Genomic DNA, 13,102 nt, shown 5'->3' with positions numbered 1-13,102 from the left:
CATGGGCATCGGAATCACGCACGAGCAGCGGGAGTTGGCCGAAGCCGTACGGGGCTGGGTGGCGCGTGCCGCGCCGCCCGAGGAGGTGCGCAAGCGGCTCGACAGCCCGCCGCAGATCGGGACCCGCCCCGCCTACTGGGACGCGCTCGGCGCCTCCGGGCTGCGGGAACCGCACCTGGACGGCGGCACCCTCCTCGACCTCGCCGTCGTCGTGGAGGAAGCCGCCCGGGGGGCGCTGCCCGGGGCGTACCTGCCGAGTGCGCTGGCCTCCGTGCTGCTCGGCCGGGCGAGAGCCGCCCCGCTCGACGGGCGCGTCGGCGCGGTCGCGCTGGGCGCCGGCACCCTGAGCGCCGTCCCCGCCGAGGGCGGCGGGTACCTGCTCGACGGCCTCGCGCCCCCCGTGCTCGGCGCAGGCGAGGCCGATCTCGTCCTGCTCGCCGCCGAGGCGCCGGACGGCGTCCGCTGGTTCGCCGTGGACGCCGCCGCGCTGGAGATCCGTACGCACGCGAGCGCCGACCCGACCCGGCCCACCGCCGAGGTGCGGGCGCGCGGTATCGCCGTCGCCGCAGACCGGCTGCTGGACGTGGACGCCGCCGTCGTGCGGGACGCGGCATGCTCCCTGTTCGCCGCCGACGCCTGCGGCACCGCCGCCTGGGCGCTGCACACGGCGGCCGAATACGCCAAGGTGCGCGAGCAGTTCGGCCGGCCCATCGGGCGGTTCCAGGCGGTCAAGCACCTGTGCGCCGACATGCTGGTGCGCCTCGAACAGGCCCGGGCGCTGGCCTGGGACGCGGCGCAGGCGATGGACGAGCCCGCCGACGTGCGCTCCCTGGTCGCGGCCCTCGCCGCCGGGACCGCGCTCGACGCCGCCTACTCCTGCGCCAAGGACTGCATCCAGATCCTCGGCGGCATCGGCTTCACCTGGGAGCACGACGCCCACCTCTACCTGCGGCGGGCGCTCGTCGCCCGCCAGCTGCTCGGACCGGGTGACGGACACCGCCTGCGGGCCGTGCGGCTCGCGGCGGGCGGTGCGCGGCGGGAACTGCGCCTGGAGCTCCCGGCGGGGGCCGAGTCGTACCGGGCGAAGGCGCGCCGCGCCATCGAGGCCGCGCGCGGCCTCGGCCCCGCAGAGGCCCGGCGGGTCCTCGCCCCCACCGGCTACGCCGCCCCCCACCTCCCGCCCCCCTACGGGCTCGGCGCCGGGCCCGTCGAGCAACTCGTCGTCCAGCAGGAGCTGCGGGAGGCCGGAGTCAAGATCGCCGACCTCGGGATCGCCACCTGGGTCGTGCCCTCCCTGCTCGCCTACGGGACCCCCGCGCAGCGCGCCGCCTACCTCCTGCCCACCCTGCGCGGCGAGCTGACCTGGTGCCAGCTCTTCTCGGAACCGGGCGCGGGCTCCGACCTGGCCTCGCTGCGGACCAGGGCCGAGCCGACCGGGGACGGCGGCTGGAGGGTCAACGGACAGAAGGTGTGGACGAGTTCCGCGCACAGCGCCGACTACGGCATCCTGCTGGCCCGCACCGACCCCGAGGCGCCCAAGCACCAGGGCCTCGGCTACTTCGTGGTCGACATGAGGAACACCCCCGGCATCGAGGTCCGCCCGCTGCGGGAGATCACCGGCGAGGCCCTCTTCAACGAGGTGTACCTCGATGACGTGCGGCTCCCGGCGGACGCGCTGGTCGGCGCGGCGGACGGCGGCTGGAAGGTGGCCCGCAACACGCTCGGCAACGAGCGCGTCCACATGGCCGACCAGCTCTCCTTCGACACCGGCCTGGAATCGCTCCTCGCGCGCTCGGCCGCACTGGACGACGTCCAGCGCGTCCGGATCGGCGCACTGGCCGCCGAGGCGCACGCCCTGGCCTGCATCGGACTGCGGACCACGCTCCAGCAGGTGTCCGGGCTGGAGCCGGGCGCGGGCGCCTCCGTACGCAAACTCGTCCAGACACCGCACCAGCAGCGCGTCGCCGAGCTCGCCCTCGAACTGCTGGGCCCGGCGGGCGCGGTCCGGGAGGGGGCGGGGGAGCGGGCCGTACACGGGATGCTCATGTCCCGCTGCCTGACCATCGCCGGGGGCACCACGCAGGTCCAGCTCAATGTCGTCGCCGAGCGGATCCTCGGCCTTCCCAGGGATTAGGAGCCACAGGCCATGAAGTCGTACGTCGTGGGCGTCGGCATGACGAGGTTCGAGAAGCCGCAGTCGCGGGACTGGCAGTACTGGGACATGGCGAAGGAGGCCGGGAGCGCGGCGCTGGCGGACGCCGGGGTGGACTACCGGCAGGTCGAGCAGGTGCCGGTGGGCTACTGCTTCCAGGCCTCCACGGCCGGCCAGCGCGCCGCGTACGAACTGGGGCTGAGCGGGGTCCCCGTCTACAACGTCAACAACAACTGCGCCACCGGCTCGACGGCGCTGATGCTGGCGCGGCAGTTCGTGGAGGGCGGGATCAGCGACTGCGTGCTGGCGCTCGGCTTCGAGAAGATGAAGAAGGGCGCGCTGGGCGGCGGGGCGGACGGCGGCGCCGACTTCGCGACCTCGCCGGTGGCCCGGCACTACGGGGTCATGGCCGCCGGGCACGGTTTCGCGGTGTCCCCGCCCACCGCGCAGATCTTCGGGAACGCGGCGCGGGAGCACATGGAGCGGTACGGGACCACGCCCGAGCAGCTGGCGGCGGTCGGCGCCAAGAACCACCGCCACTCGGCGAACAATCCGAACGCGCAGTTCAGGGACGTGTACACGGTGGAGGAGATTCTCGCGGCCAAGACCATCCACGCCCCGCTGACCAAGCTCCAGTGCTCCCCGACCTCCGACGGGGCGGCGGCCGCCCTGGTGGTGTCGGAGCGGTTCCTGGTGCGCCACGGGCTCCACGGGAAGGCGGTGGAGATCGTGGGCCAGGCGATGGCCACGGACACGGAGGCGTCCTTCGCCTCCGGCTCCTGCATCGACGTGGTCGGCAAGCCGATGACGGCGGTGGCCGCGCGGAAGGCGTACGAGGCGTCGGGGCTCGGCATCGAGGACGTGGACGTGGTCGAGCTGCACGACTGCTTCTCCGTCAACGAACTGCTCACGTACGAGGCCCTCGGCATGTGCGGGGACGGCGCCTCCGGGAAGCTGGTGGAGAGCGGGGCGACGACGTACGGGGGCCGGTGGGTGGTGAACCCCTCCGGCGGGCTCATCTCCAAGGGGCATCCGCTGGGAGCGACGGGGCTGGCGCAGGCCGCCGAGCTGGTCTGGCAGCTGCGGGGCGAGGCGGGCGCCCGGCAGGTGGCCGGCGTGCGGGTCGGGCTGGCCCACAACATCGGCCTGGGCGGCGCGGCGGTCGTCACGCTGCTGCGCCGGTAACGGCCCGCCGCCGAGGCCCCCCGGAGCCCCGGGCAGCGGTCAGCGGGACAGCGCGGGGTCGATCACCGTTTCCCCCCGGGAGGCGCGGCGCAGGGAGTCGGCCAGATCATCGATCGGGCCGTCCCGCAGGACCAGCCCCGCCGCGCCCGCCGCGAGGGCCGCCGCCAGCAGGCCCGGGTGCGCCGACCCGGTCATGACCAGCACCCGGCACTCCGGATCGTCCGCCAGTACCTCCGCCACCGAGGGGACCTCCTCGACCAGCGCCACCGCCGGCCTGAACAGGGGCGATGCCACCACCTCGATGTCCGGCTGGAGGCCGAGCCGCAGGGCCAGCGCCGGATCGGGCGGGACCAGCAGGACCCGCAGGGACCGGGCCGGGCGGTGGTACACGGGCATTTCGTCCACGGGGAAACGGTAGACCCCGGCCCGGCATTCGGCACGGTACGCGCCTGGCCCGACCGGATCTGACGTAGAGTCAGCGGTCTTCCCAAGTGGAGGGCCGTGGGCTATACATGCCCTCACCGGTTCCTAGAACCCGTTCTAGAACCCGCTCTGGAGCCCGCTCTGGCACCCGTTCCGGAACCGTTCTGGAATGGTTCCAGAACGCCTCGCGGAGCCGGTCCCGCATACGACCTCGGTGCGACCGACGGTGCGGACGGCCGCACCGAGGTCTTCCACGGAACAAGGAGCAGCATCCTCATGCCGATCGATGCCGCCAAGGCCCTCGCCGCAGCCCCCCGCCAGGGGGACATCGCCTGGGACCACAAGGACATCCAGCTCTACCACCTCGGCGTCGGCGCGGGTACCCCCGCCACCGACCCCGACGAGCTGCGCTACCTCCTGGAGTCCAGGCTCCACGTCCTGCCCAGCTTCGCGACCGTCGCGGGCGCCGGCATGGCCATGATGGGCGGCCTCGCCGCCCCCGGCATCGAGGTCGACCTCGCCGCCGTCCTGCACGGCGGCCAGTCCATCGAGCTGCACCGGCCCATCCCCGTCACGGGCCGCGCCACCGCCCGCTCCAAGGTCGCCGCCGTCTACGACAAGGGGAAGGCGGCCGTGATCGTGCTGCGCTCCGAGGTCGCGGACGCGGACGGGCCGCTGTGGACCAGCGACGCGCAGATCTTCGTACGGGGCGAGGGCGGTTTCGGCGGCGAACGCGGCCCCTCCGCCACCGCGCAGCTCCCGCAGCGGGCCCCCGACCGCACCGAGGAGCGGCCGATCCGCGAGGAACAGGCGCTGCTCTACCGCCTCTCGGGAGACTGGAACCCCCTCCACGCCGACCCCGAGTTCGCCAAGCTGGCCGGCTTCGACCGGCCGATCCTGCACGGCCTGTGCTCGTACGGGATGACGCTCAAAGCCGTCGTGGACACGGCCCTCGGCGGGGACGTCTCCCGGGTCCGCGCCTACCGCACGCGCTTCGCCGGGATCGTCTTCCCGGGCGAGACGCTGCGCATCCGGATGTGGCAGGAGCCCGGCCGCGTCCTGGTGTCGGTGACCGCCGTCGAACGGGACGACGCGCCGGTCCTCGCCGACACCACCGTCGAACACGCCTAGCCCCGTTCAGACCTGTAGAAGGAGCCGCACCGTGCGCGCAGCACTGCAGAGCGAGATCGGCCAGGACAAGCTGGAGGTCGTGGAGGACATGGAGGCCGTGGGCCTCGGCCCCGGCAAGGTGAGGATCCGCATCAAGGCCACCGGCCTGTGCCACTCCGACCTGTCCGCGATGAGCGGCATCCTGCCGCAGCCCGCCCCCTTCGTCCCCGGCCACGAGGGCTCCGGAGTGATCGCCGACATCGGCGACGGGGTCACCACCCACCGGCAGGGCGACCGGGTCCTCGTCTGCTGGCTGCCGCCCTGCGGCCACTGTCCCGCCTGCAAGCGCGGCCAGGGCCACCTGTGCCTCGCGAGCCTCGCGAACGCGGGCACCCCCAACTTCCGCCGCGCGGGCGGTGACGTCTTCGGCTTCGCGGGGACCGGCACCTTCGCCGAGGAGGTCGTGGTCGACGCCGCGTGCGCGGTCCCGATCCCCGACGACGTGCCCTTCGACATCGCCGCGCTCATCGGCTGCGGGGTCACCACCGGCCTCGGCGCGGCCGTCAACACGGCCAGGGTGGAGGCCGGGTCCTCGGTCGCCGTCATCGGCTGCGGCGGCGTCGGCATATCCGTCATCCAGGGCGCCAAGGTCCAGGGCGCGGCGCAGATCGTCGCCGTCGACCCGGTGGAGCCACGGCGCGAGGCCGCGCTGCGTTTCGGGGCCAGTGAGGCGGTCGCACCGGAAGCCTTCGAGGACGCCAAGAACCGGATCACCGGCGGCGAGGGCTTCGACTACGTCTTCGAAGTGGTCGGCAAGTCCGCCACCGCGCAGAGCGCCTACCGGATGACCCGGCGCGGCGGCACCGTGTGCGTGGTCGGCGCGGGCGCCATGGACGACCACTTCCAGATCGACATGTTCTCGCTGTTCTTCGACGAGAAGCGGATCCTGCCGTCGATGTACGGGGGCGGGGACGTGCTCCGGTCCTACGAGCGCACCATCGCCCTGTGGCGGGCCGGGCGGGTGGACCTGGCGGGCCTGATCACGCACCGGGTGCGGCTCGCCGAGATCAACGACGCCCTCGACCAGATGCGCACGGGTACGGCCCTGCGCACCTGCATCGAACTCTGAGAGGAATGGACGCAGATGTCGACCCCACTTCAGGGACTCTCCGCCATCGTCACGGGCGCCGGCCGTGGCCTGGGCCGGGCCGAGGCGCTCGAACTGGCACGGCTCGGCGCGAGCGTGGTGGTCAACGACTTCGGGCAGAGCGGCCGGGACGGCTCGGGGGAGGCATCGGCCACCCCGGCGGAGGAGGTGGCCGCGGAGATCCGCGCCGAGGGCGGGCAGGCGGTGGCGCACCTGGGCGACGTGGCCGACTTCGAACAGGCGCGGGAGCTGGTCGAGCTGGCGGTGAACAGCTTCGGCAAGCTCGACGTACTGGTCAACAACGCGGGCATCCTGCGTGACCGGATGATCTTCTCGATGTCGGAGACCGAGTGGGACTCGGTCATCCGGGTCCATCTCAAGGGGCACTTCAACACCACTCATTTCGCTTCCGTCCACTGGCGGGAGCGGTCGAAGGCGGCGGGCGGCCCGGTCTACGGGCGGATCGTCAACACTTCCTCCGAGGCCTTCCTCGGCGGTTCCGCGGGCCAGCCGAACTACGCGGCGGCCAAGGGCGGCATCGTCGGACTGACGACCTCGACCGCCCTGGCCCTGGCGAAATACGGGGTGACGGCCAACGCCATCTGCCCGCGGGCCCGCACCCGGATGACCGAGGACGTGTTCGCCGGCTTCCAGGTCCCCCAGGAGGGCGAGCTGGACCCCCTCGCCCCCGAACACGTCTCGCCGCTCGTCGGCTATCTGGCCTCGCCCGCCGCGGCCAAGGTCAACGGACAGCTGTTCGTCGTGCACGGCGGGATGGTGGCCGTGATGGAACGCCCCAGGGTCGCGGCGAAGTTCGACACCGGCAAGGAGGCCTTCACCTACGAGGAGCTGGAGGAGGCCCTGACCGCGCACTACGACTCCCGCCCGGCGCAGGAGACCTTCGCCGCGGTGGAGGTCCTGGGCCTGCGGCACGGCTGACGGGCTGACGGGCTTCCGGTCATGGGCCGACGGGCCGGCGGGGGCTGCCCCGTGCCCCCGTCCCCGGTGTCACCGCAGCGGAGCCTGCTGCAACGGCACCGGGCGCGGCGCGGCCACCGGTGCGGGGGCCGGGCAGACCGGCTGCGGGTCCAGGCGGACCGTCGGCGCCGGCACCGCCGGCAAGGCCAGCCCGAGGACCCCGCACGGCACTTCGGGGGTCGCGTACGGGAGGCGCAGCCGCCCCTCGGCGCTCCACAGCCCCGCACCGCCGAGCCAGCCGAGCGGGGCGCCGAACCGGAAGACGTGCCGGTCGGCGGGGCGCCACAGGCCGATGCCGCCCTCCGGCAGCCGCAGCGCGACCCCGCAGGTCTCCGGCATCAGCGCCTGGCCCGGCTGGACGGCGAAGGGCACGGCCACGGCTCCGCCCCGGCCCGCCTCCCGCAGGCACTCCGGGAAGCGGACCGGCCGGGAGCTGCCCAGCACCCCCCAGCCGAGGCGCGGCGCGCCCGGCGCGTCGGAGCCGATCAGCAGCAGCCCGCTGTCCGGATCGGCCAGCAGGAGCCGGTCGTCGCTCCGCTCCGTGATCTGGAGCAGCGGCGACACCTCACCGCCGCGGCTCAGGTCCACGGCGACGGCCTTGGTGATGCCGTCCAGCTCGCGGTCCAGGGACAGCAGCCGGCCCGTCCGGTCCAGCCAGACGCCACCGGAGCACCGGCCCGGGATACGGGCCACCGGGCGCGGGCCGCCGGTGCTCCCGGCGACCTGCCAGAGCGTGGTCACGCTGTCCGCCGCGGCCAGGGCGAAGGCGCTGCGTCCGTCTGGAGCGGGAGGCAGCAGGAGGACCCGTACGCCCTCGGCGGACGCGATCGCGCCCAGCTGGAGCTCACCCGTGCGGGGCCCCGCCGCGGCGCCCGTCGGATACAGCAGCGCGAAGGCGTGCCGCTCCGCCACCCGCCGGTGGATCAGCACCCGCCCGTCGGCCAGCGGCGACACCTCGCTTTCGGCTTCCTCCGGCTGCGCGAGCGGCAGGGGCACCGCGTACGGCTCCGGGCCGGACAGGGTCCACCGCTCCGGGTAGAGCGCGTCACCGTCACCGGCGAGCCGGGCGGCATACGACCCGTCCGCGGCGATGGTGAACGGGGCCGTCGTCGTCGTTTCGATGGCACAGACAGTCATCCGTGCGTCACCTCCGGTGAGGAAGCTAGTTTTCGCACTTCCTGCCGGACAACACGTCCCAGCCCGCTTCACACATAAGGGTGGCCGCGCAGCGGTTCGTCCCTGGTGGGCGGGACGATTGTGCTGTGCGACGCCCCAGGTCGCCGCGAAGTTCGACACGGCGAAAGACGTGTTCGACTTCGAGGAGCCGGACGCGCTCCTCACCCCGCACTACCGCCCGAACCCGGTCGAGGCGTGTGGGCGCACGTCAAACGAAGCCTGGCCCTCGACCGCTCGAAGCCCTCGTCCGCAACCGGTTCAAGCGCCTCCAGTACCGGCCCGACACCCTCGACAGCTTCACGGCGGGCACCGGCCTGACCCTCCACGCCCCCGCCTCACCCCCGCGGACGGAAGTCATTAACCGGCATGTCCGCCCCGGCCGTCACGTCATACTTCGATTCCGCCGCCACGGGGACCCGGCAGATTGGGTGGCGGCTGGTGCCCGGTCCCGGACCGTCCCGGATCGCTCTCTCCCGCACTGCGCCCCGGGGAAGCGGTACCGGGCCGACTCCCGGCGCCGGGCTGGTTCTGGGTGAAGCCCGCCTGCCAGACTGGCGCCGAGCTCTCCGGACGGGCGGTAGCGCGGGAGTTCCCGGCCTCGGGCTGGTTCTGGGTGAAGCCCGCCTGCCAGACTGGCGCCGAGCTCTCCGGACGGGCGGTAGCGCGGGGGCCCCCGGCCCCGGACTGGCTCTGCGTGAAGCCCGCCTGCCACGCCGGCACCGGTTTTTCGGGCGCCGGAATGTCCTGCCCCGGCGCGTCCCGCTGCGCACCGATCTCGGGCACCGGTTGCTCCGGCGTCTGTTGCGTCCGTTCCGGCGCCTCGGGTCTGAGCAACTGCCCGTTCGGCCCTTGGACCGTGCGGGCCGCGTCCCGTTCCTGCGCCGTGAGCAGTGACCTGGGGTCCCGCCGCGGCAACGGCGTCTGGCTCATCGCCGCCTCGACCGTGGCGCCCGCAGCGTGGTCCCAGGTGTACTCCTGCAGGGTCTCCCGCAGGTGCAGCGCGCCGGCCTGGCGCTGCGGGAGGTCCTGGCTCAGTTGACGGATCGCCTTTGCCCAGGCCTCTGCACGGCTGGTGCCGTCGGTCGGCTCGGCCACCACGCACGGTCCGCCGATCTCCGGCGGAACCCGACCGGGATCCTGGAGGAACTGAGCGGCGCCGCTCTCCTCATTGACCAGTACGGGAACACCGTGAGCCAGCCCCTCGGGGGCCACCATGCCGAAACCCTCGTGCTTCGAGGGCATGATCACCGCGTGAGAGCCTCTGATGTCCTCGTTGAGCTCGTCCACGCTGCTCGTACGGGGCTTGACGGTGACGTTTCCACCGGTGAGCTCCTCGAGATTCTCCAGCTCCGCCTGCATCCGTTCCGCGGGGACACCACGGACGGTGAGATGGACGGAGGTGCCGGCTCTGTTCAGCGCCCTCACTGCCTTCGCGGCGTCCGCCACGCCCTTGAGGGGGTCATCGACCCGCCCCATGACCAAGAGGTTCAGCCTCTCCGGCGCAGGATCGTGCTGCACCGGATCGTGGACCCTGGTGCCCGGGATGACCTCGTGGGAATGCGGAACGTTCACGCCCTGCGCGGAGAGCTCCCTGCTCACTTCGGACAGAAGTGGACCGACTCCGGCCACGACGTCCACACGCCCCATTGCGGCACGTTCGATCGATGAGTCCCTGGCCGCCTTGTATTCGGCCTTCTCGCGCGCGAACCCCTTCACAAAGGGGAGTCGTTCGGGGCTCGTGTGCAGGAAGTGCACGACGCGCGCATCTCGATACCAGTTGTCGCGCAGCTCGGCAGCGGCCGGTCCGGAGAAACGCGAGTGCGCGACGATGATGTCGTACGGCCGGCTTGCCGGATCCTCCAGCCCGTACTGCCTCGGTTCCTGGCCGGCGAGATGCTTGATCCAATCCCGCCGCTCCATTCCCTCCGGTGTGCCTTCCACCCCCGGCCCGGGATCGAGTACGGGCGGGCGTGTCGTCACCACCTTCTGGATGCCCTCATGCTGGGGCATGTCAGGGTTGGCCGTGAACAGCGTGACGTTGTGCCGGCGGGCGAGAGCCTCGGACAGCTCCTGGTTGAATACCTCCACACCCCCCTCGCCTCTGCCGCTGTTGTCCGACACGACGAGAATGTTGTACCGCGCTTCTGACACCGGTCCCCCCTATTCCTCAGCCATCACGTGTCCCGTGTCAGAAGCCGACGGTTTCCCGCAACTCGCGGCCGATTCCCGATGTGATGAATTCCGTCAGGTCATAAGCGGAGAAGTGCATGGTGCCGGATTCCGCGCCCGGGTGAACCCTCGCGGCGTACTCGTCCAGAATCTCCGCCAGGATTTCTGCTCGGACGGCAGAGATGGCGACTTTTTCCAGCTCTCCCTTCTCGCGATAGAAACGGCGCTGGCCGGCGCGCGGAGCGCTTGGCTTCAACCCCGCCGCCACGCTCAGCCCGAAGCTGTTGGCCTCGGCTGCGATCAACTTGGGAACCGGCCGGCCCTCGGGCCAACCCACCCCCGAGACCTTGTGTACGCGCGGGTCGATCAGCTCGTGGTCCTCCCGCCAGAACACATCCGACCTCCCGGCCAGAAGATCCTGAAGGTCCCGAGCGGCGTTCGACGCATCAGGATGCACCGAGAAGTCCCCGGATTCCCGGATGTCCTTCAGGGTGGGCATGTTCTCCGATGCGTGCCAGGCCGCCCGGGTCAGTGCCTCGTACCGCAGCTGCAAATCGTCCACGTCGGACGGCCGGTGGAACACTCGGGCCACAGTGACCGCATCGGCTGGGTGCCGAGTGGGCACATTCACCCCCAGCGCCTCCCGCAGTCCGTCGGCGGCCTCGTGCACCATCCGGCTGAGCTCTGCCGTGTCCCCGGCGATCGTCACCGGAGGCCGCCCCGGCGCCAGCCGGTAGGCCAAGTCCCGGAGCGGGCCGGTCAGCGCCAGCATGTGGTTCTCCGGGACGACCACCGCCCGCCCCGGCACCAGGTAGTCGTCCGGATACGGCTCCATCCGCGGCTCGTAGGGACCGGGGTCCTCAGCCATCCGGGCCTTCCACTCCGCGACCGCCTCCGCAAAGGTGACCGGCCGGTCTACCGGGCCCGCGGCCCGCCGGGAGACCAAATGACGTGTCGGATCCGAAGGTTCACCCGCGCGCGGGGCAAGTCCCTGCTCGGAGACGCACAGCGCCGCCTCCAGCTCCCGCCACGCCTGCCGACGCTCCTCTGGCCAGCCGCCCCCCAAGCTGTCCAGGCGCCACAGGCGGTTCTCTTGTACCCACATCATCCGCGACGCCGCCGAATACACGGCGTCGTAGGCGTCGGCAAGCTTCATCTGGCCGCTCATCCGGCTCTCCTTCACGACTGATCAACTCACCCACGTTCTCACATCGTTTCGCTGACGACCTGGTCCGCGATCGCTGATCGACTTCCGGCTCCGCCCGAAGGTGGGAGCCGAGGCCGACGAGAGCTACCAGGGCCTGGCCAACGAGTTCCCCGACCAGGTCAGTGCCCTGCCGAAGAAGCCGAAGGACGACGTGCCGATCGGCGGCATTACGCATGGCGGCAACGGCGTTTGAGGGATCGCTCCGCCGGGGCGGAAGCACGGCGGGACACTCGCGGAGGAAGCAGGGCATGCGGCGCCCGACCGCATGCACCGACCGCATGCACCGACCGCATGCAGCGGCTGCTGAACCGGTGCGACTGGGACGCTGATGAAGTCCGCGACGACGTCCGCGACTACGTCGTGGAACATCTCGGTGACCCGGGTGATGTGTTGATCATGGATGACACCGGGTTCCTGAAGAAGGACGTCCGCTCCGCCGGGGTCCAGCGGCAGTACTCGGGGACAGCGGGCCGGACGGAGAGCTGCCAGGTCGGTGTCTTCCTCGCCTATGCCGGTGCACGCGGCCGCACGTTGATCGCCCGCCGCGTGTATCTCCCCACGTCATGGACCGATGACCGGGAACGATGCCGGGCCGCGGGCATCGAGGACACGGTCGCCTTCGAGACGAAGGCAGTGATCTCGAAGGCGATGGTCCGCCGGGTGATCGCGGAGAGCATTCCGTTCCGGTGGGTGACCGCGGACGCCGCTTACGGCTTCTCCAAGGGCTGGCGGACCGAGCTGGAGAGGGCTGATGTCTTCCCTGTCATGGCGACCACCCGGCATGACACCGTCGTCTCCCGCTGGGCGAGGGACCACCCCGTTCACGACCTGTTCAACGGGCTGGCCCGGCAGAAGTGGAAACGTCGTTCCTGCGGGAACGGCGCCCACGGTCCGCGGGTCTACGACGGGTCGAGGGTCGAGGGTCGAGGGTCGAGGTCAGGCCCTGGCATCGCGAGGATCGCCGGCATTGGGTGATCGCCCGCCGCAGCGTCAGCCGGCCCGATCAGATCTCGTACTTCATCGCCTATTGCCCCGCCAAGACCACCCTCGACGAACTCGTCCGCGTCGCGGGCAGCCGCTGGGCGATCGAGGAATGCTTCCAGAGCGCGAAGCAGGAGTGCGGCCTGGGCGACTACCAGGTCCGCCGCTACCCCGGATGGCACCGCCCCATCACCCTCGCCCTGGCCGCGCACGCCTGCCTCTCCATCCTGAAGGCCCGCGAGTCGGGTACCGGGAAAGCGGAAACGGATCCTCCCAGCTCATCCCCCTCCCCCTCCCTGAACTCCGACGCCTGAGCACCCGCCTCACCCACCCCCGACCAGCCCCCTCAGCCACGTCTTGCACAGGTCCCCCTGGCGCCGCCAACGACGACACCAAGCCCGCACCAGCCACTACAAACGACGCGGCCACACACCACCAGAAGCCGCCGACCTGTCAGACCAAAGACCGTTGCAGTACGACGGCGTGCCTCACCAGGCCGCCCCCGCCCCCGGCCGCCCACGCCGCCGCAGCCCTCGCCGGGCCGCCCTGGCGCCCGTAAGCCGGTCCTGACCGG

The 13,102-nt window shown here is 72.0% G+C and carries 10 protein-coding genes and 2 pseudogenes; 8 read left to right on the top strand and 4 right to left on the bottom strand.

Going from position 1 to position 13,102, the window contains the following annotated elements; translation table 11 throughout:
• The first annotated feature begins 1 nt into the window (after position 1).
• Together ACWDX7_RS07215 and ACWDX7_RS07210 are read left to right on the top strand one after the other, a co-directional pair.
• Positions 2 to 2,134, top strand: coding sequence for an acyl-CoA dehydrogenase (locus tag ACWDX7_RS07215; RefSeq protein ID WP_451491115.1), 2,133 nt, complete (start codon positions 2 to 4; stop codon positions 2,132 to 2,134).
• A 12-nt stretch (positions 2,135 to 2,146) separates the two neighbouring features.
• The gene (locus tag ACWDX7_RS07210; RefSeq protein WP_451491116.1) at positions 2,147 to 3,337 is read left to right on the top strand and encodes a lipid-transfer protein; all 1,191 of its coding nucleotides are present in this window, start codon (positions 2,147 to 2,149) and stop codon (positions 3,335 to 3,337) included.
• A 39-nt stretch (positions 3,338 to 3,376) separates the two neighbouring features.
• On the opposite strand, the gene ACWDX7_RS07205 is transcribed toward ACWDX7_RS07210, so the two are convergent.
• Positions 3,377 to 3,733, bottom strand: coding sequence for a DNA-binding response regulator (locus ACWDX7_RS07205; RefSeq protein WP_451491201.1), 357 nt, complete (start codon positions 3,731 to 3,733; stop codon positions 3,377 to 3,379).
• Between the two features lie 303 nt (positions 3,734 to 4,036).
• Here ACWDX7_RS07205 and ACWDX7_RS07200 point away from each other — a divergent pair, with 303 nt between their 5' ends.
• Genes ACWDX7_RS07200 through ACWDX7_RS07190 form a run of 3 tightly spaced genes read left to right on the top strand, consistent with a single transcriptional unit; the run spans position 4,037 to position 6,956 of the window.
• Complete coding sequence (locus ACWDX7_RS07200; RefSeq protein ID WP_451491117.1) at positions 4,037 to 4,891, top strand: MaoC/PaaZ C-terminal domain-containing protein; 855 nt, start codon at positions 4,037 to 4,039, stop codon at positions 4,889 to 4,891.
• Positions 4,892 to 4,922: 31 nt separating this feature from the next.
• Entirely contained in the window at positions 4,923 to 5,999 is a 1,077-nt protein-coding gene (locus ACWDX7_RS07195) for a Zn-dependent alcohol dehydrogenase (RefSeq protein WP_451491118.1), read from the top strand.
• Between the two features lie 15 nt (positions 6,000 to 6,014).
• Positions 6,015 to 6,956 (top strand): 3-oxoacyl-ACP reductase, encoded by a 942-nt coding sequence (locus ACWDX7_RS07190; RefSeq protein ID WP_451491119.1) that lies wholly within the window; start codon positions 6,015 to 6,017, stop codon positions 6,954 to 6,956.
• Between the two features lie 69 nt (positions 6,957 to 7,025).
• On the opposite strand, the gene ACWDX7_RS07185 is transcribed toward ACWDX7_RS07190, so the two are convergent.
• A complete protein-coding gene (locus ACWDX7_RS07185) occupies positions 7,026 to 8,132 on the bottom strand; it encodes a hypothetical protein (protein ID WP_451491120.1) in 1,107 nt (368 codons plus the stop codon).
• Positions 8,133 to 8,336: 204 nt separating this feature from the next.
• Between ACWDX7_RS07185 and ACWDX7_RS07180 the strand changes: the two are divergent.
• Positions 8,337 to 8,512: pseudogene (locus ACWDX7_RS07180) on the top strand (IS630 family transposase); the annotation flags it as partial.
• Between the two features lie 46 nt (positions 8,513 to 8,558).
• Here ACWDX7_RS07180 and ACWDX7_RS07175 read toward each other — a convergent pair.
• Together ACWDX7_RS07175 and ACWDX7_RS07170 are read right to left on the bottom strand one after the other, a co-directional pair.
• Positions 8,559 to 10,292 carry a glycosyltransferase gene (locus ACWDX7_RS07175; protein WP_451491121.1) on the bottom strand — a complete coding sequence of 578 codons (1,734 nt, stop codon included), beginning with the start codon at positions 10,290 to 10,292 and terminating at the stop codon, positions 8,559 to 8,561.
• Positions 10,293 to 10,359: 67 nt separating this feature from the next.
• The gene (locus ACWDX7_RS07170; protein ID WP_451491122.1) at positions 10,360 to 11,508 is read right to left on the bottom strand and encodes a hypothetical protein; all 1,149 of its coding nucleotides are present in this window, start codon (positions 11,506 to 11,508) and stop codon (positions 10,360 to 10,362) included.
• A gap of 100 nt (positions 11,509 to 11,608) precedes the next feature.
• Between ACWDX7_RS07170 and ACWDX7_RS07165 the strand changes: the two genes are divergently transcribed.
• Entirely contained in the window at positions 11,609 to 11,740 is a 132-nt protein-coding gene (locus tag ACWDX7_RS07165; RefSeq protein ID WP_451491123.1) for a hypothetical protein, read from the top strand.
• A 3-nt stretch (positions 11,741 to 11,743) separates the two neighbouring features.
• Positions 11,744 to 12,842, top strand: a pseudogene (locus ACWDX7_RS07160) (IS701 family transposase); the annotation flags it as partial.
• Positions 12,843 to 13,102: the final 260 nt, after the last annotated feature.

The sequence above is a fragment of the Streptomyces sp. NPDC003034 genome, assembly GCF_053591375.1.
This window is presented reverse-complemented; position numbering and strand designations above follow the sequence as displayed.